The following is a 21,928-nucleotide window of genomic DNA, read 5'->3' as shown; positions in this document are numbered from 1 at the left end:
GTTCAGTTCCCTTCGACTTTCAGGACGGAGACGACCTCATGGACGGCGTCCAGGGCGGCGAGCGCGTCCACCGTGGCGTCGAGGTCGCGCTGGCGCGCTCGGTGGGTGATGAGCCGCAGCGAGGCGCCCGGGGCGGCGGCGCGGTCGGACTGCACCTGGCGCAGGGTCTCGAGGGACACGCCGTGCTCCTCGAACACCGCGGCCACCCGCCGCAGCACGCCGGGCTCGTCCGCCACGTGCAGCACCACCATGCAGGAGGTGCTGGCCTCGGCGGCGTCGAGGGCGGGGAGATGCGCGACGGGGGTGCGCAGCCGCGCCGGGCCCCCGCGCACGATGCGCTGGGCGATCGAGACGACGTCGCCCATCACGGCGGACGCGGTGGGCGCCCCGCCCGCGCCGGGACCGTAGAACATCAGCTGGCCGGCGTTCTCCGCCTCCACGAACACGGCGTTGTACGCGCCCCGCACGGAGGCGAGCGGGTGCTCGCGGGGAAGGAGCGTGGGATGCACGCGCAGCACGGCGCCGGACGTGCCGTCCTCGGCGGTGGCCCGCTCCGCGATCGCCAGCAGCTTGATGACGTAGCCGGCGTCCGCGGCCGCCGCGTTGTCCTCCGCCGTGATCGCGGTGATGCCCTCCACCGCGACGTCGTCCAGCGTGTAGGGCGCGCCGAAGGACAGCGTGGCCAGGATCGCCGCCTTCGCGGCGGCGTCGAGGCCGCCGACGTCGGCGGTGGGGTCCGCCTCCGCGTAGCCCAGGCGCTGCGCCTCGGCGAGGGCGTCCGCGAAGTCCGCGCCCTCGGTGTCCATGCGGTCCAGGATGAAGTTCGTGGTGCCGTTGGCGATGCCCATCACGCGGGTCACGGTGTCGCCCGAGAGCGAGTCGCGCAGGGGGCGGAGGATGGGGATGGCGCCGGCCACGGCGGCCTCGAAGCTCAGCTGCGCGCCGGTCTCGGAGGCCAGGGCGAACAGCTCCTCGCCGTGCTGGGCCAGTAGCGCCTTGTTGCCCGTGATCACGGAGGTGCCGGCGGCCAGGGCGCGGCGGATGAGGGTGCGGGCGGGCTCGATGCCGCCCATCAGCTCGATCACGATGTCCGCGCCGTCCACGAGCGCCTCGGCGTCCGTGGTGTACAGCGCCGGGTCGGCCCGCCAGTCGCGCTCGGCCCCGCGGGAGCGCACCGCGATGCCGGTGAGCTCGAGCGGGGCGCCCACGCGGTCGCGGAGCGCCTCGGCGTCCTCGGTCAGGATGCGCGCCGCCTGGGAGCCCACGGTGCCGCCGCCCAGCAGGGCGACCTTGAGGGCGGCGGGGCCGGATGCCGCAGGGGCGTCCTGTGCAGGGTTCGTCATGCTCGGGTCTCCTCGTTGTGGGGATCCGCCTCGCGGGCGAAGAGGTCGTCCTCGGTCTCGCGCCGGATGATCACCCGGGCGGCGCCCTCGCGCACGGCGACGACCGCCGGGCGCGGCAGTGCGTTGTAGTTCGAGGACATCACGTGGGTGTAGGCGCCCGTGGCGGGCACGGCGAGCAGGTCACCGCGGCCCAGGTCGGCCGGCAGGTAGACGTCGCGCACCACGATGTCGCCGGACTCGCAGTGCTTGCCCACCACGCGGGAGAGCACCGGCTCGGCCTCCGAGGTGCGGCGCGCCGAGACTGCGGTGTAGTCGGCGTCGTAGAGCACGGGCCGCGGGTTGTCGGACATGCCGCCGTCGACGGCGACGTACCGGCGCGAGGCCGTCCCGCCGTCGGGGGCGTCCGCGTCCACCGTCTTGGTCACGCCCACGGTGTACAGCGTCAGGCCCGCCGGCCCGGAGATCGCGCGGCCGGGCTCGAGCGAGATGCGCGGGCACGCCAGGCCGAGGCGCTCCACCGCCCTCTGCACGTCCGCCGCGAGGGCGTGCGCGATCTCGGCGGCCGGGCGCGGGGAGTCCACCGCGGTGTAGGCGATGCCGTGGCCGCCGCCGAGGTCCAGCTCGCCCAGCTCCACGCCGTGGCGCTCCTTCACCTCGGCCAGGAACGCGAGCACGCGCTCGGCGGCCAGGCCGAAGCCGTCCGCCTCGAAGATCTGCGAGCCGATGTGGCAGTGCACGCCCAGCAGCTCGACGCCCGGCGCCGCCAGGGCGGTCTCCACGGCGACGGCGGCCGGGGAGCGCCCGGCCGCGTTGCCGTCCGCGTCCTGCACGGACGGGGCGAGCGAGAGGCCGAACTTCTGGTCCTCGTGCGCGGTGGCGATGAAGTCGTGCGTGTGGGCGTGCACGCCCGGCGTCAGGCGCAGCATGACCGGGGCGGTGCGGCCCGCGGCCTCCGCGAGCGCGGCGAGGTGCGTCAGCTCGTCCACAGAGTCCACGATGATCCGGCCCACGCCGACCTCGAGGGCACGGCGCAGCTCGGCGTCGGACTTGTTGTTGCCGTGCAGGCCGATGTGCGCGGGGTCGACGCCGGCGCGCAGGGCGATGGCCAGCTCGCCGCCCGAGGCGGTGTCCACGCGCAGCCCCTCCTCGGCGGCCCACCGGGCGGTGGAGACCGTGAGGAAGGACTTGCCGGCGTAGTACACGTCCGCTCCCCCGCAGAGCTCGCGGAACGCGGCGTCGAAGCCGTCGCGGAAGGCGCGGGCGCGAGCGCGGAAGTCGTCCTCGTCGATCACGAGCAGCGGGGTGCCGAACTGCTCGGCGAGCGCCGAGGCGGCGATCCCCTGCACCGTCAGCTCGCCGGAGGCGTCGCGGTCCACGCCGGCGGCCCACAGGACGGGCTCGAGGCGGTCCGGATCCCCGGGCACAGGCAGCCAGGCGGGGGCCAACGGGGAGGCGGCGGAGGCGCCGTCGTTCGTCGTCGCCATCCGCGCGCTCACATCGTCTCCGGCGCGGACACGCCGAGCAGGCCGAGGCCGTTGGCCAGCACCGTGGTGGTGGCGTCGTTCAGCCACAGGCGGGTGCGGTTCAGCGTCTCGACGGGACGGGGCGTGCCGTCGTCGGTGGGCAGCGGCACGATCCGGCACGCGGCGTACCACGCGTGGTACGCGCCGGCGATCACCTCGAGGTGCCGGGCCACGCGGTGCGGCTCCCGCAGGCGTGCCGCGGACGCGACGACGGCGGGGAACTCCGCCAGCTGGGCCAGGAGCTCGGACTCGGTCTCGTGGGTGAGCAGGGCGCCGTCGAACTCCGTGCGCTCCACGCCGTGGGCCACGGCCGTGCGCGCCGCGCCGCGGGTGCGGGCGTGGGCGTACTGCACGTAGTACACGGGGTTGTCGTTGGTGTTCGAGCGCAGCTTCTCGGGGTCGATCGTGATGGGCGAGTCGGCCGGGTAGCGCGCCAGGTCGTAGCGCAGCGCGTCCTTGCCGAGCCACTCGACGAGGTCCTTGAGCTCGATGATGTTGCCCGCGCGCTTGGAGAGCTTCGCTCCGTTCACCGAGATGAGCTGGCCGATGAGGATCTCGATGTTCTTCGCGGCGTCGTCGCCGGCGGCGGAGGCGATCGCCTTGAGGCGGTTCACGTAGCCGTGGTGGTCGGCGCCGAGCAGGTAGACCTTCTCCTCGAAGCCGCGGTCCCGCTTGTCCAGGTAGTAGGCGGCGTCGGCGGCGAAGTACGTGGGCTCGCCGTTCGCGCGGATGAGCACGCGGTCCTTGTCGTCGCCGAAGTCGGTGGTCTTCAGCCACACGGCGCCCTCGCGGTCCTCGATGTGCCCCTGCTCGCGCAGACGGGCGACGGCGGACTGGATGGCGCCGGACTCGTGGAGGGTCCGCTCCGAGGTGAAGACGTCGAAGTGCACGCCGAACGCGGTGAGGGTGTCCTTGATGTCCTGCATCTGCAGCCGGTAGGCGGTCTCGCGGACCACGGGGCGAGCGGCCTCGTCCGTCAGCTCGCGCACATCCGGGTGCTCGGCGAGGACCGCGTCGGCGAGGTCCTTGACGTAGCCGCCCGGGTAGCCGCCCTCCGGCACGTCGCGGCCGTGGAGGCGCGCGAGGACCGAGTCGGCGAAGACGTTCATCTGGTTGCCGGCGTCGTTGACGTAGTACTCGGCGGTGACCTCCGCGCCCGAGGCGCGCAGCAGGCGGGCGATCGCGTCGCCGAGCGCGGCCCAGCGGGTGTGGCCGATGTGCAGGGGGCCCGTGGGATTGGCGGAGACGAACTCCATGTTCACCACGTGGCCGGTCAACGCCGTGTTCCGGCCGTAGGACTCGCCGGCCTCGACGATCTGGCGGGCCAGCTCGCCCGCGGCGGCGGCGTCCAGGGTGATGTTCAGGAAGCCCGGGCCGGCGACGTCCACGGAGGCGATGCCCTCGGCGGCGGCGAGGCGCTCGGAGAGCAGGGCGGCGAACTCCCGCGGGGCCATCCCGGCCTTCTTGCCCAGCTGCAGCGCCGCGTTGGTGGCCCAGTCGCCGTGCTCGCGGCTGCGGGGTCGCTCCACCTTCACCCGCTCGGGGGTGATCTCGGCGCGCAGGTCGGACGGCAGGTCACCGGCGTCGACGGCGGCGTTGAGGACGGCGGACAGCAGGGCGGAGAGGTCTTCGGGCTTCACCCGGGCAAGTCTAGTTTGGCGGCGGGCGCCGTCCGCGCGGGTGAAGGCGGGAGACCCGCCGGGCCGGCCGGACCCATGGTGTAGTGTTGGGGAGTCCGCCGCGCGATCGACTCAGCCGCGCGTGCGCACCCCCGCCTCCGTAGCTCAGGGGATAGAGCGTCTGCCTCCGGAGCAGAAGGTCGTAGGTTCGAATCCTATCGGGGGCACCAGCCACGGGCGGCCACCACACGGTGGCCGCCCGTCGTCGTCCCCGCCCCGCCGGCATCGTGAGAACCTGGAGCAATGCCCCAGGTCACATCCGCCAGCCCAGTCCCGACCCCGACGTCGGAGCCCGAGTCCGCCCTGCGCCCCACCTCGGCGCTCGGGATCGCCGCCACGTTCATCGGCACCACGATCGGCGCCGGCTACGCCTCCGGCAACGAGATCCTGCAGTACTTCGTGAGCTTCGGGCTCTGGGGCGGCACGGGGGCGCTCATCATCGCGGGCGCCCTCTTCTTCCTGCTCTCGGCCATCGTGCTGCGCCTGGCGCAGACGCTGCGCACCACGGACATCCACCGGCTCGTGAACCCCACGACGTCGCGCATCCCCACGTGGTTCGCGGACCTGTGCATCACCGCGTCCCTGCTCGGCACGCTCGTGATCATGCTGGCCGGGGCCGGCGCGGCGGTGCAGACCTCCTTCGGCCTGCCGCACCTCGTGGGGTCCCTGCTCATGGCGGGCGTCTGCGTCGTCACCGTGCTGGCCGGCATCAACGGACTCGTGAAGGTCCAGGGGATCGTGGTGCCCCTGATCATCGTCGTCGCCGTCGGCGTCGCGTGGTGGGGGCTCGCGCACCCCGCTCCCCCCGTGGCCGACGTCGCCGCGCTGGTGACCTCGTCGCCGCTGATCAACCAGTGGTGGGTCTCCGGCATCCTCTACGTGGCGTTCAACGTCCAGCTCGCCTACGCCGTGCTGGCGCCGATCGGCAAGGAGAGCTCCTCGTCCGGCCGCACCCTCGTCGCCGGCGCCGGGCTCGGGGCGATCGGACTCGTGGTCATGGCCGGCGCGATCATGGTCGCGATGAGCGCCCACGCGGACCTCATCGGCCGCGCCGAGCTTCCCATGGTGGAGCTCGCCGCCATGATCGGCGGCTGGGCCGCCCTCCTGTACACGGTCATCCTCCTGCTCGCCCAGTTCACGACGGCGGTCTCCTGCCTGTACGGCGGCGTGGAGCGCCTGAAGATGCTCAGCAGCCTCCAGGCCGTGCCGGGCTGGGCGATCGCCGTCGCGACGGCGATCGCGGCCACCCTGCTCTCGAGCGTCGGCTTCTCCCAGCTCGTGGGCACCGTCTACCCCGTGCTCGGCTACGCGGGCATCGTGATCGTGGTGATGCTCGTCATCACCGGGATCATCGAGCGGACCACGGTCCGCCGCCGGGCGGCGCGGGCCGCCCGCACCTGAGCCTCGCCACGGCGTCGACGCTCAGTCCCCCTCCCGCTCCCACGCCGCGTACCCGCCGGACAGGGAGAGCACCCGGCCGGTCAGCTCGGGTCGGGCGGCGAGGATGAGGTCCCGGGCCTTCGCGGAGCGCACCCCGGCGGCGCAGTGCAGCACCCAGCGTGCCGGCTCGCCGTCCCCCGCGCGCGCCAGGCCTGCCGCAGGATCCCGTTCGATCGCCCCGAGCGGCACGTGGACCGAGCCCTCGATGGCGCCGAGCCGGCGCTCCCAGTCCTCGCGCACGTCCACCACCACCACGTCGCCGCCCGGCTCGGCCAGCGCCCGCGCCAGCGCCGCGGCCGAGACCGCCTCCCCCGCCGACGGGGCCGCGCAGCCGACGTCGCCGCGGGCGGCCCGGTGCGCGTCCAGCGAGGTCACGGGCGAGCGGTCCGGATCCGGGGCGAGGGCCAGCGTGGTGAACCGCATGGTCAGCGCGTCGACGGTCAGGAGGCGCCCGAGGAGCGTCTCCCCCACGCCGGCCAGGTGCTTGATCGCCTCCGCCGCCATGAGCGTGCCGATGATCCCCGGCAGGACGCCGAGCACCCCCGCCTGCGCACACGTGGGGACATCGCCGGGCTCCGGCGGCTCGGGGAACAGGTCGCGGTAGACGGGGCCGTGGCCGGCATGGAACACGCTCACCTGCCCGGAGAAGCGCAGGATCGCGCCCCACACCACCGGCACGCCGAGGATCTCGCACGCGTCGGCCACGAGGTAGCGGGTGGCGAAGGTGTCCGTCCCGTCGACGACGAGGTCCACCGCGCGGACCAGCTCCAGCGCGTTCTGCGCCGTGAGGCGCTCGCGGTGCTCCACGACGCGCAGCTCGGGGTGCAGCGCGCGCATGCGGGCGGCGGCCGAGGCGGTCTTCGGCCGCCCGAGGACGTCCTCGCCGTGGATGACCTGACGGTGCAGGTTCGAGCGCTCGACGACGTCGTCGTCGATCACGTGGACCTCCCCCACCCCGGCCGCGGCCAGGTAGGTGAGCACGGGCGCACCGAGGCCGCCGGCTCCCACCACCAGCACGCGGGAGCGCAGCAGCGCGAGCTGGGCCTCGGGGCCGAAGCCCTCGAGGGCGATCTGCCGGGAGAAGCGCTCGAGCTGCGTGTCGGCGAGCTCGTCGAGGCCGTGCGGCGCGCGGCACCCGCGGGGGTCCGCGGCGCTCACCTCACCACCACCCCGTCCGGTCGTCGCCCTCGCCCACGGGGGCGATCCGCCCGGCCATCGGCGAGGACGCCGTGGCGAGCGGACGCGGCGGGATGCGCCCGGCGTGGGCGGCCTCCCAGCCGGACTCGACCGCGAGCGCGAGCGCCCGGGCCATGCGCGCCGGATGCGCGGCGCGCGTGATGGCGGACGCGGCCAGGACGGCGTCGCACCCGGCCTCCACCGCGAGGACCGCGTCCGAGGCGGTGCCCACGCCGGCGTCGAGGATGATCGGCACGGACGCGCGCTCGCAGATCAGCTCGAGGGAGTGGCGGTTGAGGATGCCCAGGCCGCTGCCGATCGGCGAGCCGAGCGGCATGACGGCGGCCGCGCCCGCCTGCTCGAGGCGCCGCGCGGCCACGGGGTCGTCCGAGGTGTAGGCCAGCACGGTGAAGCCGTCGGCGACGAGCCGCTCGGTGGCCTCGAGGGTCTCGACGACGTCGGGCAGCAAGGTGCGCTCGTCGGCGATCACCTCCACCTTGACCATGTCCGTCTCGAGCGCCTCGCGGGCCAGCTGCGCGGTGAGGACGGCATCGCGCGCCGTGTGGCAGCCCGCCGTGTTGGGGAGCACCTCGATGCCGAGACGGTCCAGCAGCGGGATCACGCCCGAGCCCCCGCCCACGGCGTGGCGGCGCATGGCGACGGTCGTGAGCGTGGTGCCCGAGGCGACCAGGGCGGCCTCGAGCGCGGCGAGGTCCGTGATGCCGCCCGTGCCCATGATGAGGCGCGAGCCGATCTCGCGACCGCCGACGGTGAGGGGCGGGACGACGTCCGGTGCTCCCCCGCGCTCAGCCACCCTGCACCGCCGTCACGATCTCGAGACGCGCACCGGCCTCGGGCACGGTGGCGTCCCAGCGGGAGCGCGGCACGACGGCCTCGTCCACCGCGACCGCGACGCCGAGCCGTCCGCCGTCGGCGGCCGTGCCGTCGGGGCGGATCTCGCGGCCGGTCAGCTGCGCGACCACCGCGCGGAGGGAGAGCGGCGCGTCGAACGCTCTCGCCTCGCCGTTGACCGTCAGGGTGTGCGGGTTCATGCGGGGACCTCCTGCGTGGGGGCGGGGGACGACTCGGCGGACGGCGCCGAGACGGCGAAGCGGTCGGGGCGGACGAGGTCGAGCAGCCCCTCGTCGGCGGCGGTCCAGGCGGGGCCGGCCCCGCCCGGCCTGCCCGGCTCCCCCGCCGCCCGGCGAACCAGCTCCAGCGCGGCGTGCGCCGACCACGCCGCGAGCAGCACCCCGTGCCGGTGGTGGCCGGTGCAGACGATCACTCGGGGCGCATCCGGCAGCGGGCCGAGGAACGGGGCGTCGTCGGGGCTGCCGGGGCGGGCGCGCGTGGTGACCTCCTCGAGCAGGCAGTCCCGGATGGCGGGCAGGATGCGGGCGGCGTCCTCGAGGAGGTCGAGCACGGCGCCGGCGGGGGTGCCGGCCTCGCGGTCCTCGCGGCTCGTCGCGCCGAGCACGAGCCCGCCGCCCGCGCGCGGGACGAGGTACACGGGCCGTCCGCCCACCAGAGCGCGCACGGTCCGGCTGAGCAGGTGCTCCTCTCCCGGGGCCAGCAGGGACGCCGGCACCCGCAGGCGCAGGATGTCCCCGTGCACGGGGCGCAGCGGCAGGGGCAGGGCGGCGGGGTCGCCCCCGAGCGCGGCGTGGCCGAGCCCCGCGGCCAGCACGGCGACGTCGGCGGTGATCGGCTGCGCGGTCCCGGCACACCCGGCGGTGGTCACCTCCACCTCCTCGCCCACCTGGTGCACCGTCACGGCACGGGCGGGGACCAGGTGCACGCCGTCGTCGGCGGCGAGGCGCGTCAGGGCCGCGGCACGGGCCCGGCGGGGGTCGAGCTGATCGTCGTCGGGGGCGTCGAGGGCGCCGGCGAGGGCGGGTGAGAGGGCCGGCTCGGCGCGGCGCAGCGCCGCGACCGTCACTGGGGCGACGGGACGCGGCAGCCGCAGGGCGGTGCCGGGCTCCGCGGCGGGGGCCTGATCCGCGCCCGCGGCGTCGACGGCCGCGAGCGTCTCGCGCCAGCGCCGCGCGTCGGCGGGCTCGGCGCCCACGAGCCACGCACCCTCCACGCGGTGACCCGCGGAGGCGCCACCGGCCTCGATCCGGGCGACGAGGTCGCCGGTGAGCGCCCAGGACCGGGCGAGGAGCGCGCCGAGCCCGGACTGCGAGTACTGGGTCTCCCCGAGCGGGGCGAGCATGCCGGCCGCGGCGTGGGTGGCGGCGTCGCCGACGGCGGGCGCGTCCAGGTCTGGGGCGATCACGGTCACCTCGTGGCCGGCGTCCCGCAGGCGCACGGCCGTCGCGAGGCCGACGATCCCGGCCCCCACCACCACGCAGCGCATGGGCTCCTCCTCACGGCGGCATGATCCGCATCGAGTCTGATGGTCGGCGCGCCCCGCGCGTGCGCGGACTGCGTCCCTCTCAGCCCGCTGTGGCGCGGGCTCCCATGGATGCCGCCCAGCATACGCCCGGTGGGCGGACGTGGCAGGGTGGGCGCATGCCGCACCGCCCCGCCGCCCTCGCCACACGCGCCGAGCGCGCCCGCCGCCTCGCGGGCGCCCGCCTGTACGTCTGCACGGACCTCTCCCGCCACGTCCGCGACGACGGCGCCCTTGACGCCGGCGCGTTCGCCGCCTTCGCGGCCGCGTGCTTTCGCGGCGGCGTGGACGCCCTGCAGGTGCGGGACAAGCGGGTCGAGGTGGGCGTCGAGCTCGAGGCCCTGGCGATCGTGGTGGAGCTGGCGCGCGAGCACGGGGCGCTGTCCGCCGCGAACGACCGGGCCGACGTCGCACTCCTGGCCGGCGCGGACGTGTTCCACGCGGGCCAGGACGACCTGACGAGCACGCAGGCGAGGCGCGTGCTCGGCCCCGAGGTGCTGCTCGGGCGGTCCTGCCGCACCGAGGAGCAGGTGCGCGGGGCCGCGGCCGATCCGGAGCTGGACTACTTCTGCACCGGGCCGGTGTGGGAGACGCCGACCAAGCCCGGCCGGGCCGCCGTGGGGCTCGCTCTGCCGCGGTTCGCGGCGGAGATCACCGCCCCCGGCGGCGAGGCGGCGGGACGTGTGTTCTTCGCGATCGGCGGGATCGACGAGGACCGTGTGCCCGCGGTGCTGGGCACGGGCGCCGAGCGGATCGTGGTGGTGCGGGCCGTGACCGGCGCCGACGATCCGGAGGCGGCGGCGCGGAGTCTGCGTGCGGCGGTCACGGGCTGACGCTGCCGCGCCCGGGTGGGAGCGGCGCGGCAGCGCCGCGTGGACGACCCCCGCCCTCGCCACGGGGTCATCGACCGTGACCATGACGCGGTCGTGCTCCTGCGTCTCGTCGAGGGGTACCTCCAGGAGCGGCCTCGTCGAACTCCCTGGGTCTGCCCATGGTTCGAGGGCAGCCATTCCAGAACGATCAGTCCCGATCGCCCGCCCCCCGGTCCCGATGGCTGTGGTCGAGCGGGCCGTGCCAGCGGTCGGTGCGCCGGCCGACGTCGAGCCGCTCCCCCGCCGCGATGGCCTCCGCGAGCCACGGCTTGGCCGTGCGCAGGGCGTCCTCCCAGGCCGTCCCGCCCGCGGCGAGCACCGCGAGCGCCGAGGAGAGCGTGCAGCCCGTTCCATGCGTCGACCGGGAGGAGACGCGCGCGCCGCGCACCTCGGTGACCCGGCCTTCGGGGCCGATCACGGCGTCCGGGACCCCTTCCGCGAGGTCCGCGGCATGCCGGAGGTGGCCGCCCTTCAGGACGACCGTCACGCCGTGCTCCGCGGCGAGGCCGCGGGCCAGCTCCAGGGCGTCCGCCCACCGCGCGGGGACGTCCGCGCCGGTCAACGCCGCGAGTTCGGGCAGGTTGGGCGTGACGACGTCCACCGCTGCGAGCAGCGGCGCCCACCCGGCGGGCACGGCGGCGTCGGAGAGCGCGTCCCCCGAGCTCGCCACCATCACGGGATCCAGCACGACGCGCGGGGGCCGGACCCGCTCGAGCCAGTCGCGGACGGCATCCCGGAGCTCGGGCGAGCCGAGCATGCCGATCTTCACGGCGTCGAGCCCGATGTCCGCGGCGACCGAGTCCAGCTGGGCGCGGACGACGTCGACGGGCAGCGGATGCACCGCCTGCACGCCCTGCGTGTTCTGCGCCGTGACGGCCGTGATCGCGGTGAGCCCGTAGCCGCCCCACGCCGCGATGGTCTTGAGGTCGGCCTGGATGCCGGCGCCGCCGCCGGAGTCGGAGCCGGCGATGGACAGGACGCGGGGCACGGACCGGCAGTCGGGGGCGCTCATGCGGCCCAGGGTGCCACGTCCGGCGCCCCCGCCGGGCGGTTCGACACACGCGGCCCGGATGGTCTAGCGTCCGTGGTATCCCCACGGGGGCCCCTGGCATGGGGCTGAGATCGGACTGACGCCGTCCGACCACCGTCTGAACCTGTCCGGGTCATGCCGGCGAAGGAAGAAGGAGACACGGCCATGGCCGTTTCCGAGCGCACCGCTCCGCCCACCACCCCTGCCCCCGCCGAGGCCGCCGCGTCCGAGTCCGCCGAGGCCGGCGCCGCCGTCGTCGCGGAGGAGAACTACCCCACGCACCGCCTGGGCTTCCTCGAGGACCCCGAGCACGGCATCCGCGTGCCGGTGACCCGCGTGCACCAGGACGACTCCCCCGACGGCACCCCGAACGAGCCGCTCACCGTGTACCGCACCATGGGCCCGGGCGCCGACCCCACCCGCGGCCTTCCGCCCCTGCGCGCGGAGTGGATCCGCACGCGCGGCGACGTCGAGGAGTACGCGGGCCGCGAGCGCGACCTGCTCGACGACGGCCGCTCGGCCGTGCGCCGCGGCGCCTCCACCCAGGAGTGGCAGGGAGACAAGCGCGCACCCCTGCGCTCGGTCGAGGGCCGGCGCGTGACCCAGATGCACTACGCCCGCCGCGGGGAGATCACCCCGGAGATGCGCTACGCCGCCCTGCGCGAGGGCGTGGACGTGGAGCTGGTGCGCTCCGAGGTCGCGGCCGGCCGCGCCATCATCCCGGCGAACGTGAACCACCCCGAGTCGGAGCCGATGATCATCGGCAAGGCGTTCGCCGTGAAGGTCAACGCGAACATCGGCAACTCGGCGGTGACGTCGTCGATCGCCGAGGAGGTCTCGAAGCTGCAGTGGGCCACCCGCTGGGGCGCGGACACCGTGATGGACCTGTCCACGGGCGACGACATCCACACCACCCGCGAGTGGATCCTGCGCAACTCCCCGGTGCCGATCGGCACCGTGCCGATCTACCAGGCCCTCGAGAAGGTCGGCGGCGACCACCAGGCCCTGACCTGGGAGATCTTCCGCGACACCGTGATCGAGCAGTGCGAGCAGGGCGTGGACTACATGACCGTGCACGCCGGCGTGCTGCTGCGCCACGTGCCGCTGTCCGCGGACCGCGTCACCGGCATCGTCTCCCGCGGCGGCTCGATCATGGCCGGCTGGTGCCTGGGCCACCACAAGGAGAACTTCCTCTACGAGAACTACGACGAGCTCTGCGAGATCTTCGCGCGCTACGACGTCGCGTTCTCCCTGGGCGACGGCCTGCGGCCGGGTTCCGTGGCGGACGCCAACGACGCCGCCCAGTTCGCCGAGCTCGACACGCTGGCCGAGCTGACGGAGCGGGCGTGGGCGTACGACGTCCAGGTCATGGTGGAGGGCCCCGGCCACATCCCGCTGCACCTGGTGCGGGAGAACGTGGAGCGCCAGCAGGAGCTGTGCAAGGGGGCCCCGTTCTACACGCTCGGCCCCCTCGTCACGGACATCGCCCCGGCGTACGACCACATCACCTCGGCCATCGGCGCCACCGAGATCGCCCGCTACGGCACCGCGATGCTCTGCTACGTCACGCCCAAGGAGCACCTGGGCCTGCCGAACCGGGACGACGTGAAGACGGGTGTGATCACCTACAAGATCGCCGCGCACGCCGCCGACGTCGCCAAGGGCCACCCCGGCGCCCGCGACCGCGACGACGCGCTGTCCAAGGCGCGCTTCGAGTTCCGCTGGCGCGACCAGTTCGGCCTCGGCCTGGATCCGCAGCTCGCCGAGGAGTACCACGACGAGACGCTGCCGGCCGAGCCCGCCAAGACCGCCCACTTCTGCTCGATGTGCGGGCCGAAGTTCTGCTCCATGCGCATCAGCCAGGACATCCGCAGCGAGTTCGGCGGCGCGTCCGAGCAGGCGAGAATCGCCGAGGCTGGCATGGCCGCGAAGTCCGCGGAGTTCCGGGCCGCCGGCGGGTCCGTGTACCTGCCCGAGCCGAGCCTGCGCCGGCCCGAGGGGGACGCGGTGCTCGCGAGGGACTGAGCGGTCCGTGCCGCGGCGCGGGGGCCAGGGTGCTGGCCATGAGCACCTCCCCCGCGCGCGGGGCGAACCTGCCCGCGATCGCGGCGGCCACCGGCTGCCCCTGGGCGGAATGGAGGCGCGTCCGCCGGCCGACGGGAAACCCACGAAGGCCGCAGTCACCGCCACGCAGTCCAAGGTTGCTTCCCCCGAGGAGACGGCCGCCTGGAGGTGGCTCTGGAAGGACCTGCTGGGGCGACACTGTGACCAGCCTTGAGGGGCCAGCAGGAAGGGTGCGAGTGAGCTCTTGACACACACACACACTTCTTAGCGTTCGGTTCGACACCTGTAATGTGTGTCACATTCGCCCGCGAGGGCCCTGTGGAGGGAATCCGCCATGTATAAGACCAAGAAAGACGCGACAGTCTGGATCCTGGGCACAGCAACGCCTGCTGCTGCCGCCTTGGCTTCGAGCGCAGCAGCAGCCACGGTCGCTTCTGGGAATGGCTGGATCGTCACGAACGACCACGTCTCACTTTCCGTCAACTACTACGGCAACATCAGCGTCACCATCTGCGTGAAGCAAAGCAACGGGGACCGGTACAGCGGGGGCAGCATCACATACTCCGGCGGATCCCAAGGCACTCGGACTGCGACCACTGCATGCGCAACCGCCTGCGGGCAGCGCGTGAGCGCTTCCATGACGTACAAAGACACTCTTTCATTCACGGCGCCGAAAACTCGCATGACCTACAGCCTGAACCGTGCACCCGTGGGGGCCGTCGGCATTCCGGTCGACCGCGTCGTGGAGGTTGAGGTGAAGTGACCGCTCATTCGATCCTGACGCGTCCTCCCAGACGCCGCCCGTGACACGGTTGTTCGCCTCGCGCTTCCTCCTTCTCCTGATCGCGCTCGGAACAGCAGCGCTCCTCGCGTCCTACGTCGGGGTGGAGAAGGAGGAACGCTGGCACCTGGACGGCACGGTGTACGAGATCTCGGCATTCCCCGCTGGCGAGGCCTGGCCCATGATCCGGACGTCGCTGACGGGACCGGACTCCGGTTCTGCGGCCACGTCCACGAGCCCCCACGTGACGGCCCTCGCCGGCCGACCTGCTCTGGGCGTGCTCCCGGACGGCGTCGCCCCTACCGCGGTCGTCCCCAGCACCTCCCCCTTCGCCGCACGTGCCGCTGCGGGCGAGCTGAGCTGGCCGGACGTCGATCGGGTCGTCGTCCGAGACCTCTCCTCCGCGCCGGATCGCGCCACCGAAGCGGACCTCCTGGTCCCGTTCCTCTCCACCGACAGTTCGTCCCTTGCCGGCGTGATCGGCGGATCACCGGCCCAGGTCGACGAGCTCGTCCAATCGCTGCGGCGGGCCGGTGTCGTCGTCGACGTCGTCCCGCTCCCGCCGCCGTGGGAGGCAGCGATGCGACGCAGTGTCCATGTGCCCCTGCTCGCCGTGATCGCCGGCTTCGCCCTGCTGGGCGCACAGGTCGTCTGGCGCACGACCCTGCGCAGTCGACTGCTCCCTGCCGTCACCTCACACCGCCTCGTCGGTGCCTCCCCGCTGCGAGCGGCCCGGCTCGGTGTCTGGCCCGCCATACTCGCCTGGGCGACCGCCGCCGCGAGTGCCGGCGGAGTCTGGCTCGTGGCATGGCCCCGGTGGGACGCGGAGATCGGGCTCACGGGGGACACCGCTCTCCTCTGGTCCGCCGTGCTCGTCGTGGACGCCATCCTCATCCTCGGCACGACCCTGTCCACCCTCTGGGTCCGAAGGGCACACGCATGATGGCAGCCATGCGGGCCATTGCGGACGGTCTCCGCGACCTGTTCAACACGCCCGGACTGCTGTTCCTGTCCCTGCTGCACACGACCATGGCGTCGGTCGTGTTCGGACTGGCCCTGGGCGTCGCCGGCGGGGTGACCACGGCGCTCGAGGTGCTCGAGGACGCCGAGTCGTCGGGCCTGGTGACAGCCAGGATTCTGGACCCCGCCGTCACGACCGACCTCCGCCCCCGCGCCGTCGACACCGTCTCCCGGGCGTTCGCCGCCCATGTCGACGGAGTCGACCCCCGTGCCTTCCTCGTGACGGACGCCATCGGAATCGAGGACCCCCGGCTGCAGGGGGCGGTCATCGCCACGCCTGGTCTGGCCCGGGAGTTCGGCGCTGCCGCTGCCGTCAGTCCCGCCGAGGGTGTGTACTTCGCTCCCGCCGCGATCACCTCCGGGGGGCCGGGCGGCACCGTGTATGTGGGGTCCACACCCCACAGCTATGCCGGCCCACTCCCCGGGGACGCGGCCGCGCCGCGGGCCGACGGATCCCTCTGGCCCCTGGGTGAGTCGCCCGTCATCGTCACCAGCACCACGACCATGGCCGGCCTGATCGAACCGGCCCAGCTCGCGGCGGTCTACGGTTCCGTCGTGGCACGTCAGGACGCGGCCTCCGAGGTGAGAGCGGCACTCGACGTCCTCGAGGACGAGACGGGCGTGGTCGCCGAGTTGGCCCCGATCGCCTCGGCCAGGTCCCCGATCGCCCGAGAAGCCCGCGGTGCCGCTCTCATGATCACCGCCTACACCGCCGGGCTTGCCAGCGCCGTCGTGACAGTGGTGAGCCTCCTGACGACCATGACCCGTCGACTCACGCCCACGTGGCTGGCGCACCTGACGGTCGGGGCGCCCAGACGACTGATCCGGCTCCGGATCGCCACATCCGTGGCCGCGGTATGGGGCATTCCGGCCGTGCTCGGATCGTTGCTCGGCCTCGGCATCGCCTCGGAAGCGGGCGGACTGCGTCCGGCGCCTGTCGTCGTCGTGGTCGGACTGGCGGTCGTCCTGGCGATCGCCGCCGCATGCACCCGCCATCCCCTCCGCCGGCTGCACCGGGCCGTCCGCACGGCGGCACTCGTCGAAAGGACCGTGTGATGTCCCTGCTCACCGTGCACGACGTGCACCGCTCCTACCGCGGCCCCGCCGGGGATGTCCCCGTGCTCCGCGGCGTCTCACTCCAGGTCCCCGAGGGCGGCGTCCACGCGATCATGGGACCCTCCGGGTCTGGCAAGTCGACCCTGCTGCGGCTCCTCGCCTGCCTCGACACACCGGACGCCGGGAGCATCCGTGTGGCCGGGCGGAGCCTGCCGGCACCGTGGTCGTCCGACGGCGACGCCTACCGGAACCGGACTTGCGGCATCGTGCTCCAGGACCATCTGCTCATCGATCGGGCGACCGCCGTGGACAACGCGGCCCTGCCGCTGCTCTACGCGCGGCCGCGCACCTCGAAGCGGGAGCGCCGCGACATGGCCGCGGAGCTTCTGACGCGGCTCGGACTCGGAGACCGTCTCCGCCACCCCGTCGGCCGACTCTCCGGCGGCGAGCGCCAGCGCGTGGCCATCGCCCGGGCCGTGATCATGGGGCCCTCCCTGCTGCTCGCCGACGAGCCGACGGGCGCCCTGGACGAGGAGCGCACCGACGAGGTGATGGGGCTCTTCCGCTCCATGTCCCAGCCGGGGCGGGCGATCGTGATCGTCACGCACGACCCCGCCGTGGCGGCCCGGTGCGACCACACGTGGCGGCTGCGGGCCGGGCGGCTCGAGTGACGACGTCTGGCCGTGCCTCCTGCACAGGTGTCCGCAGACGGCGTGGCGTCCCCGGGCGTCGCGTTCCGGCTCCGGATGTCCGGGACCACTCCTAGGCTCGGGTGCATGAGCGCGCACCACGCCGACGACGGCCTCCCCGCCCCCGTCTCCACCCTCGCCGAGGATCCACCGGCCGACGGGCGACAGGCGCTGCCGAGTGGCGTCGTCGTGGGTGAGGACGGGCGGGCCCGCCCGCCGTGGGCGGCACGGGATCCGCTGCTGCGGGAGTACTACGACACGGAGTGGGGCCTGCCCGTCACGGACGAGCGGGGCCTGTTCGAGCGCCTCGTGCTCGAGGCGTTCCAGTCGGGCCTGAGCTGGCGGACCGTCCTGGCCAAGCGGCCCCGGTTCCGGGAGGTGTTCGCGGGCTTCGACGCGGACGCCGTCGCGGCGTTCGGGGACGCGGAGGTCGAGGCGTTGCTGGCGGACTCCGGCATCATCCGGAACCGGCGCAAGATCGAGGCCGCGATCGCGAACGCACGAGCCGTCGTCGGGATGCGCGGCGAGCGGTTCACCCCGCTGCACCCGGGCTCCCCCGGCGCGGGCCCGGCCTGGCACGGCGACGGCGACCGTCCCGCCACCGGCCTGCCGGGGCTGGTCTGGGCTCACCAGCCTGCCGCGACCCCACGGCCGGAGACGGTGGCGCAGGTCCCCTCGACCTCCGACGAGTCGCGCGCGCTCGCGAGGGCGCTGAAGGCGCACGGCTGCCGATTCGTGGGGCCGACCACGTGCTTCGCCCTGATGGAGGCCGCCGGGGTCGTGGACACCCACCTTCTCGGCTCGTGGCGAAGAGGGGCGTCCGGGATCTGGGAGTGAGCGGGGGCCTCCGGCAGGATGGGGAGCTCAACGCAGGACGTCCACACGAAAGGGTGACGACTGATGACCACCACCTCCGCCTCTCAGGGCTACCGCACGATCAACCCGGCCACCGGGGAGTTGCTGAAGTCCTTCGACAACGCCACGGATCAGCAGATCGCCGACGCCCTCGACGCCTCGCAGGCCGCCTACGAGCAGTGGTCCCAGAAGTCGGTGGCCGAGCGCGCCGCCGTCGTGAAGCGGATCTCCGAGCTGCTGGCCGAGCGGTCCAAGGACATCGCCGCGGTGATCACCACGGAGATGGGCAAGTCCCTCGGCGCGGCGGTCGGCGAGGTGCGCTACGGCGCCCAGATCTTCGGGTACTACGCGGACGAGGCCGAGGAGCTGCTCGCGGACCAGCCGATCAAGCAGTTCTCCGGGCAGGAGGCGTTCGTCCAGCGGCTGCCGATCGGCCCGCTGCTGGGGATCATGCCGTGGAACTTCCCGGTGTACCAGGTGGCCCGTTTCGTGGCGCCGAACCTCGTGCTCGGCAACACCATCCTGCTCAAGCACGCCGAGATCAACCCGCAGGTGGCGCAGCTGCTGGAAGAGCTCTTCACCGAGGCCGGGCTCCCAGAGGGCGTGTACCAGAACGTGTTCGCCACCCACGACCAGATCTCCACGATCATCGCCGATCCGCGCGTGCAGGGCGTATCCCTCACCGGTTCGGAGCGGGCCGGCGCCGCCGTCGCCGAGCAGGCCGGCCGGAACCTCAAGAAGGTCGTCCTCGAGCTCGGCGGCTCCGATCCGTACATCGTGCTCTCCGCGCCGGACGCCCGCGCCGCCGCCCGCGACGCACTGGCCACCCGGATGGGCAACTGGGGCCAGGCCTGCAACTCGAACAAGCGCATGATCGTCATGGAGGACCTCTACGACGACTTCGTGGACGAGCTGGTCCAGCGCTCCTCGGCGATGAAGCCCGGCGACCCAACCTCGCGCGACGCCGACGTCTACGGCCCGCTGTCCTCCGAGTCTGCGGCCGACGGGCTCGCCGAGCAGATCGCCGCGGCCAAGGAGGCCGGCGCCACCGTCCACGTGGGCGGCGAGCGCGTCTCCGGCCCCGAGGGCGAGGGATTCTACGTCTCCCCGGCCGTGATCACGGACGTGGACCAGGAGAACCCCGCCTACACGCAGGAGCTGTTCGGCATGGCCTCCGTGGTCTACAAGGTGTCCTCGGCCGAGGAGGCCGTGGCCCTGGCCAACGACTCCCAGTACGGTCTCGGCGGCGCCGTGTTCTCCACGGACCTGGACGAGGCCAAGCGCGTGGCCAACCAGCTCGAGGTGGGCATGGCGAACGTGAACCTCGCCTCCGCCGCCGGCGCGAACCTGCCCTTCGGCGGCGTGAAGCGCTCGGGCTTCGGCCGCGAGCTCGGCCCCATGGCCGTGGACGAGTTCGCCAACAAGCGCCTGTACGCGGTGCAGGGCCCCCTGGAGGGCTGACCCGGGGCCGGGTCGGCCGGACGGGTCCCCCGCTCCGGCCGGCCCGTCGGCCGCCTGACGCACACAGAGTGGTCACGACACGCCGTCACCGGACGCCGGTGGCGGCATGTCGTGACCACTCTGTTGGTTCGGGCCTGCTCGTCGGCCCCTCAGCCGCGCAGCGGGACGGTCGCCAGCACCTCGTGCAGCGGCCCGCCGGACCGGCCCTCGCCGAGCCGGGACGCCACGACCTCGAGCTCGTCCGCGGTCCACTCCGGCCCGCGGTACACCGCGAGCGCGCGCACGGCCTCGGCCAGCAGGACGGTGGCCGGCGCCGGCGGACGGGACTCGCCCCGCCTCCGACCCCGAGGTCGGGGCGCGACCCCCGAGACCCGCGCCACGGTGAGGTGGGCGCGCCGGCGGTCCCGGCCGTCGTCGTCGGCGAGCCAGGGCTCCGCCAGGAGCGCGCCGAGCTCCCGGACCTGCCCGCCCACCCCCACCCAGAGCGTGCGGTGGGAGAACTCCCCCGCCCCGGCCAGGTGCAGGTCCAGCGGCGCATGTCCCGCCGCGATGCAGCCGGCGTCGGCGACGACGTCGTCCACGGCGCCGGCGGGCACCTCCGGGTGGAACGCCAGCGTCAGGTGCCGCTGCTCCGGATCGGTCCAGCGCAGCGCGCGTCCGGCCCGGTCCCGGACGCCGTCGAGGGCCGGCTCGAGGTGGTCGAGCACGGCCCTCGGCGGACGGATCGCGAGGAAGAGCCTCACGCCTGCGCGTGCGGATCCGCGGCGGCTGCGGTCGAGCCCCCGGCGGCGTCCCGCGTCATGGCGGCCGGGGCCACGTCCGGGTGCGGATCGCGGCCGGCCACGATGTCGATCGCGCCGGTGAACTCGGCGTCGATCCGCCGCTGCACCCGGCGCGAGCGCTGTGTCACGAGGGACACCACCACACCCACCACGAGGGCGGCGACGAAGCCCGGCAACAGCTCGTACAGGCCGAACCACTCCCACGTCTCGGCACTGGCCTCGGACCAGAACCAGGCGACGGCGGCGCCGGTGACCATGGCGGCCATCGCGCCCCACGAGGTGAACCGCGGCCAGTACAGGGCGAGCAGGATCACGGGGCCGAAGGCGGCGCCGAAGCCGGCCCACGCGAAGGAGACGAGCTCGAGCACGGAGGAGTCCGGGTTCAGCGCGAGCAGGCCGGCGATCAGGGCGATCACGAGCACACCGAGGCGGCCCATCCACAGCAGCGTCTTCGGGGAGGCGGTGCGCCCGCCCACCTTGAACAGGTCCTCCACGAGAGCGGAGGAGCACACCACGAGCTGCGAGGACAGGGTGGACATGACGGCGGCGAGCACGGCCGCCAGCACGAGGCCCGCGATGAACGGGTGGAACATGATGGAGGAGAGCACGAGGAACACGGTCTCCGGGTCGGCGAGCGTGGTGCCCGGGTTGGCCTGGAAGTACGCGATGCCCACGAGCGCGGTGAGGACGGCGCCGAACACGGAGAGCGTCATCCACGTGATGCCCACGCGCCGGGCGACGGTCGCATCCTGGGCGGTGCGCAGCGCCATGAAGCGCACGATGATGTGCGGCTGGCCGAAGTAGCCGAGGCCCCACGCGAGCGAGGAGAGGACGCCGATCAGTGTCGCGTTGGCGAACAGCGAGAAGTGGTCCACGGGGTCACCGGCCCCCGCCGAGGCGGCATCGGCGGCACGCAGGCCCTCCACGACGGCGTCCCAGCCGCCCATGGAGATGATCACGACGATCGGCACGATCACCAGCGCGAGGAACATGAGGATGCCCTGGGCCACGTCAGTCAGGGATGCGCCCAGGAAGCCGCCGAAGAGGGTATACAGCACGGTGATGCCGGCCACCACGATCATGCCGGTGAGGTAGTTGATGCTGATGCCCTCGGCGTAGAGCGAGTCCGGCCCGAAGGTCGACTCGATGAACTTGCCGCCGGCCACCATGCCGGAGGACACGTAGAACGTGAAGAAGACGAGGATGATGAGGCCGGCCACGATGCGCAGGATGTGCGTGCGGTCCTTGAAGCGGTTCTCCAGGAAGGAGGGGATCGTCACGGAGTTTCCGGAGACCTCGGTGTAGGAGCGCAGGCGCGGGGCCACGATCTTCCAGTTCACCCAGGCGCCGACGACGAGGCCGACGGCCATCCAGCCCTCGACGAGGCCGGCGGCATAGATGGCGCCGGGCAGGCCCATGAGCAGCCAGCCGGACATGTCCGAGGCGCCGGCGGAGAGAGCGGCCACCGAGGGCTTCATGTTTCGCCCGGCCAGGAGGTAATCGTCCAGGTCGGAGTTCTGTTTCGAGGCGTACAGGCCGATCGCCACCATGGCGGCGAAGTACAAGCCGATTGCCAATAACAAATAGATCGTGTTCATGTCCATTATTCCAGAGTTCCACAGATCGTCTCTGAACCCCAGCCGAAAGTTCGTGTGACAGAATGCCCGGCTCACGGCGATGACGAGGCCCACACCCGCCGGGACGTCATCCCTCCGCGGCGAACACCCCGCGCAGCGCCGACCGGCCTCCGTAGACTGGTCCG

General features: G+C 73.5%; 19 protein-coding genes, 1 tRNA gene and 2 riboswitches. Of the genes, 10 read left to right on the top strand and 10 right to left on the bottom strand.

Features of this window, described 5'->3' with window-relative positions; translation table 11 throughout:
* Positions 1-2: 2 nt before the first annotated feature.
* From LG274_RS00340 to argS, 3 genes are read right to left on the bottom strand one after another with little or no spacing between them, the layout of a single operon-like run.
* A complete protein-coding gene (locus tag LG274_RS00340) occupies positions 3-1,343 on the bottom strand; it encodes a homoserine dehydrogenase (protein WP_404464777.1) in 1,341 nt (446 codons plus the stop codon).
* Positions 1,340-2,827, bottom strand: coding sequence for a diaminopimelate decarboxylase (gene lysA, locus LG274_RS00335; RefSeq protein WP_404464775.1), 1,488 nt, complete (start codon positions 2,825-2,827; stop codon positions 1,340-1,342). The genes LG274_RS00340 and lysA overlap by 4 nt, the downstream gene beginning before the upstream one ends.
* A gap of 8 nt (positions 2,828-2,835) precedes the next feature.
* Positions 2,836-4,506, bottom strand: coding sequence for an arginine--tRNA ligase (gene argS / locus LG274_RS00330; protein ID WP_298984702.1), 1,671 nt, complete (start codon positions 4,504-4,506; stop codon positions 2,836-2,838).
* 133 nt (positions 4,507-4,639) lie between these two features.
* On the opposite strand from argS, the gene LG274_RS00325 reads away from it, so the two are divergent.
* Both LG274_RS00325 and LG274_RS00320 read left to right on the top strand, forming a co-directional pair.
* A tRNA-Arg gene (locus LG274_RS00325) sits at positions 4,640-4,715 on the top strand.
* A gap of 73 nt (positions 4,716-4,788) precedes the next feature.
* On the top strand, positions 4,789-5,946 hold the full coding sequence (locus LG274_RS00320; protein ID WP_404464773.1) for a hypothetical protein: 1,158 nt from the start codon (positions 4,789-4,791) through the stop codon (positions 5,944-5,946).
* A gap of 21 nt (positions 5,947-5,967) precedes the next feature.
* On the opposite strand, the gene moeB is transcribed toward LG274_RS00320, so the two are convergent.
* Genes moeB through LG274_RS00300 form a run of 4 tightly spaced genes read right to left on the bottom strand, consistent with a single transcriptional unit; the run spans position 5,968 to position 9,520 of the window.
* Complete coding sequence (gene moeB / locus LG274_RS00315) at positions 5,968-7,143, bottom strand: molybdopterin-synthase adenylyltransferase MoeB (protein WP_404464771.1); 1,176 nt, start codon at positions 7,141-7,143, stop codon at positions 5,968-5,970.
* A gap of 1 nt (position 7,144) precedes the next feature.
* Positions 7,145-7,975 (bottom strand): thiazole synthase, encoded by an 831-nt coding sequence (locus LG274_RS00310; RefSeq protein ID WP_298984708.1) that lies wholly within the window; start codon positions 7,973-7,975, stop codon positions 7,145-7,147.
* Positions 7,968-8,213 (bottom strand): sulfur carrier protein ThiS, encoded by a 246-nt coding sequence (gene thiS / locus LG274_RS00305; protein ID WP_298712966.1) that lies wholly within the window; start codon positions 8,211-8,213, stop codon positions 7,968-7,970. The genes LG274_RS00310 and thiS overlap by 8 nt, the downstream gene beginning before the upstream one ends.
* Entirely contained in the window at positions 8,210-9,520 is a 1,311-nt protein-coding gene (locus LG274_RS00300; RefSeq protein WP_298712963.1) for an FAD-dependent oxidoreductase, read from the bottom strand. The genes thiS and LG274_RS00300 overlap by 4 nt, the downstream gene beginning before the upstream one ends.
* A gap of 4 nt (positions 9,521-9,524) precedes the next feature.
* A riboswitch (TPP riboswitch) is annotated at positions 9,525-9,629 on the bottom strand.
* Positions 9,630-9,675: 46 nt separating this feature from the next.
* Between LG274_RS00300 and LG274_RS00295 the strand changes: the two genes are divergently transcribed.
* Complete coding sequence (locus LG274_RS00295) at positions 9,676-10,389, top strand: thiamine phosphate synthase (protein ID WP_298712960.1); 714 nt, start codon at positions 9,676-9,678, stop codon at positions 10,387-10,389.
* A gap of 187 nt (positions 10,390-10,576) precedes the next feature.
* On the opposite strand, the gene thiD is transcribed toward LG274_RS00295, so the two are convergent.
* Positions 10,577-11,440 (bottom strand): bifunctional hydroxymethylpyrimidine kinase/phosphomethylpyrimidine kinase, encoded by an 864-nt coding sequence (thiD, locus tag LG274_RS00290; protein ID WP_298712954.1) that lies wholly within the window; start codon positions 11,438-11,440, stop codon positions 10,577-10,579.
* Positions 11,441-11,513: 73 nt separating this feature from the next.
* Positions 11,514-11,625, top strand: a riboswitch (TPP riboswitch).
* On the opposite strand from thiD, the gene thiC reads away from it, so the two are divergent.
* From thiC to LG274_RS00255, 7 genes are all read left to right on the top strand, one after another.
* Positions 11,624-13,483: a phosphomethylpyrimidine synthase ThiC gene (gene thiC / locus LG274_RS00285; protein WP_298712952.1), complete on the top strand. Its 1,860-nt coding sequence runs from the start codon at positions 11,624-11,626 to the stop codon at positions 13,481-13,483. It overlaps the preceding riboswitch by 2 nt.
* A 373-nt stretch (positions 13,484-13,856) precedes the next feature.
* Positions 13,857-14,285, top strand: coding sequence for a hypothetical protein (locus tag LG274_RS00280; RefSeq protein WP_298712950.1), 429 nt, complete (start codon positions 13,857-13,859; stop codon positions 14,283-14,285).
* 40 nt (positions 14,286-14,325) lie between these two features.
* Positions 14,326-15,246: a hypothetical protein gene (locus LG274_RS00275; RefSeq protein ID WP_298712947.1), complete on the top strand. Its 921-nt coding sequence runs from the start codon at positions 14,326-14,328 to the stop codon at positions 15,244-15,246.
* Positions 15,247-15,254: 8 nt separating this feature from the next.
* Positions 15,255-16,379, top strand: coding sequence for a hypothetical protein (locus tag LG274_RS00270; protein WP_343282345.1), 1,125 nt, complete (start codon positions 15,255-15,257; stop codon positions 16,377-16,379).
* Positions 16,379-17,050 carry an ABC transporter ATP-binding protein gene (locus tag LG274_RS00265; protein ID WP_298712941.1) on the top strand — a complete coding sequence of 224 codons (672 nt, stop codon included), beginning with the start codon at positions 16,379-16,381 and terminating at the stop codon, positions 17,048-17,050. The genes LG274_RS00270 and LG274_RS00265 overlap by 1 nt, the downstream gene beginning before the upstream one ends.
* A 105-nt stretch (positions 17,051-17,155) precedes the next feature.
* Positions 17,156-17,905, top strand: a complete 750-nt coding sequence (locus tag LG274_RS00260) for a DNA-3-methyladenine glycosylase I (RefSeq protein WP_298712938.1) — start codon at positions 17,156-17,158, stop codon at positions 17,903-17,905.
* 63 nt (positions 17,906-17,968) lie between these two features.
* The gene (locus tag LG274_RS00255; RefSeq protein ID WP_298712935.1) at positions 17,969-19,384 is read left to right on the top strand and encodes an NAD-dependent succinate-semialdehyde dehydrogenase; all 1,416 of its coding nucleotides are present in this window, start codon (positions 17,969-17,971) and stop codon (positions 19,382-19,384) included.
* A gap of 149 nt (positions 19,385-19,533) precedes the next feature.
* Here the strand turns inward: LG274_RS00255 and LG274_RS00250 are convergent, their stop codons facing one another.
* Complete coding sequence (locus LG274_RS00250; protein WP_298712930.1) at positions 19,534-20,127, bottom strand: 2'-5' RNA ligase family protein; 594 nt, start codon at positions 20,125-20,127, stop codon at positions 19,534-19,536.
* Complete coding sequence (gene putP, locus LG274_RS00245) at positions 20,124-21,770, bottom strand: sodium/proline symporter PutP (RefSeq protein ID WP_298712927.1); 1,647 nt, start codon at positions 21,768-21,770, stop codon at positions 20,124-20,126. Before putP ends, LG274_RS00250 begins: the two co-directional genes overlap by 4 nt.
* Positions 21,771-21,928: the final 158 nt, after the last annotated feature.

The sequence above is a fragment of the Micrococcus antarcticus genome, assembly GCF_044872765.1.
Taxonomy (GTDB): domain Bacteria; phylum Actinomycetota; class Actinomycetes; order Actinomycetales; family Micrococcaceae; genus Micrococcus.
Note: the sequence above shows the minus strand (reverse complement) of the source record. Positions and strands in the feature narration are given on the sequence as shown.

What these genes read in the sequence shown, in the direction of transcription:
- LG274_RS00295 (WP_298712960.1), top strand. Translation starts at nt 9,676, where the DNA reads ATGCCGCACCGCCCCGCCGCCCTCGCCACACGCGCCGAGCGCGCCCGC.
- LG274_RS00340 (WP_404464777.1), bottom strand. Translation starts at nt 1,343, where the DNA reads ATGACGAACCCTGCACAGGACGCCCCTGCGGCATCCGGCCCCGCCGCC.
- LG274_RS00260 (WP_298712938.1), top strand. Translation starts at nt 17,156, where the DNA reads ATGAGCGCGCACCACGCCGACGACGGCCTCCCCGCCCCCGTCTCCACC.
- LG274_RS00300 (WP_298712963.1), bottom strand. Translation starts at nt 9,520, where the DNA reads ATGCGCTGCGTGGTGGTGGGGGCCGGGATCGTCGGCCTCGCGACGGCC.
- putP (WP_298712927.1), bottom strand. Translation starts at nt 21,770, where the DNA reads ATGGACATGAACACGATCTATTTGTTATTGGCAATCGGCTTGTACTTC.
- LG274_RS00265 (WP_298712941.1), top strand. Translation starts at nt 16,379, where the DNA reads ATGTCCCTGCTCACCGTGCACGACGTGCACCGCTCCTACCGCGGCCCC.
- thiD (WP_298712954.1), bottom strand. Translation starts at nt 11,440, where the DNA reads ATGAGCGCCCCCGACTGCCGGTCCGTGCCCCGCGTCCTGTCCATCGCC.
- thiC (WP_298712952.1), top strand. Translation starts at nt 11,624, where the DNA reads ATGGCCGTTTCCGAGCGCACCGCTCCGCCCACCACCCCTGCCCCCGCC.
- LG274_RS00270 (WP_343282345.1), top strand. Translation starts at nt 15,255, where the DNA reads ATGCGGGCCATTGCGGACGGTCTCCGCGACCTGTTCAACACGCCCGGA.
- LG274_RS00280 (WP_298712950.1), top strand. Translation starts at nt 13,857, where the DNA reads ATGTATAAGACCAAGAAAGACGCGACAGTCTGGATCCTGGGCACAGCA.
- LG274_RS00320 (WP_404464773.1), top strand. Translation starts at nt 4,789, where the DNA reads ATGCCCCAGGTCACATCCGCCAGCCCAGTCCCGACCCCGACGTCGGAG.
- thiS (WP_298712966.1), bottom strand. Translation starts at nt 8,213, where the DNA reads ATGAACCCGCACACCCTGACGGTCAACGGCGAGGCGAGAGCGTTCGAC.
- lysA (WP_404464775.1), bottom strand. Translation starts at nt 2,827, where the DNA reads ATGGCGACGACGAACGACGGCGCCTCCGCCGCCTCCCCGTTGGCCCCC.
- LG274_RS00255 (WP_298712935.1), top strand. Translation starts at nt 17,969, where the DNA reads ATGACCACCACCTCCGCCTCTCAGGGCTACCGCACGATCAACCCGGCC.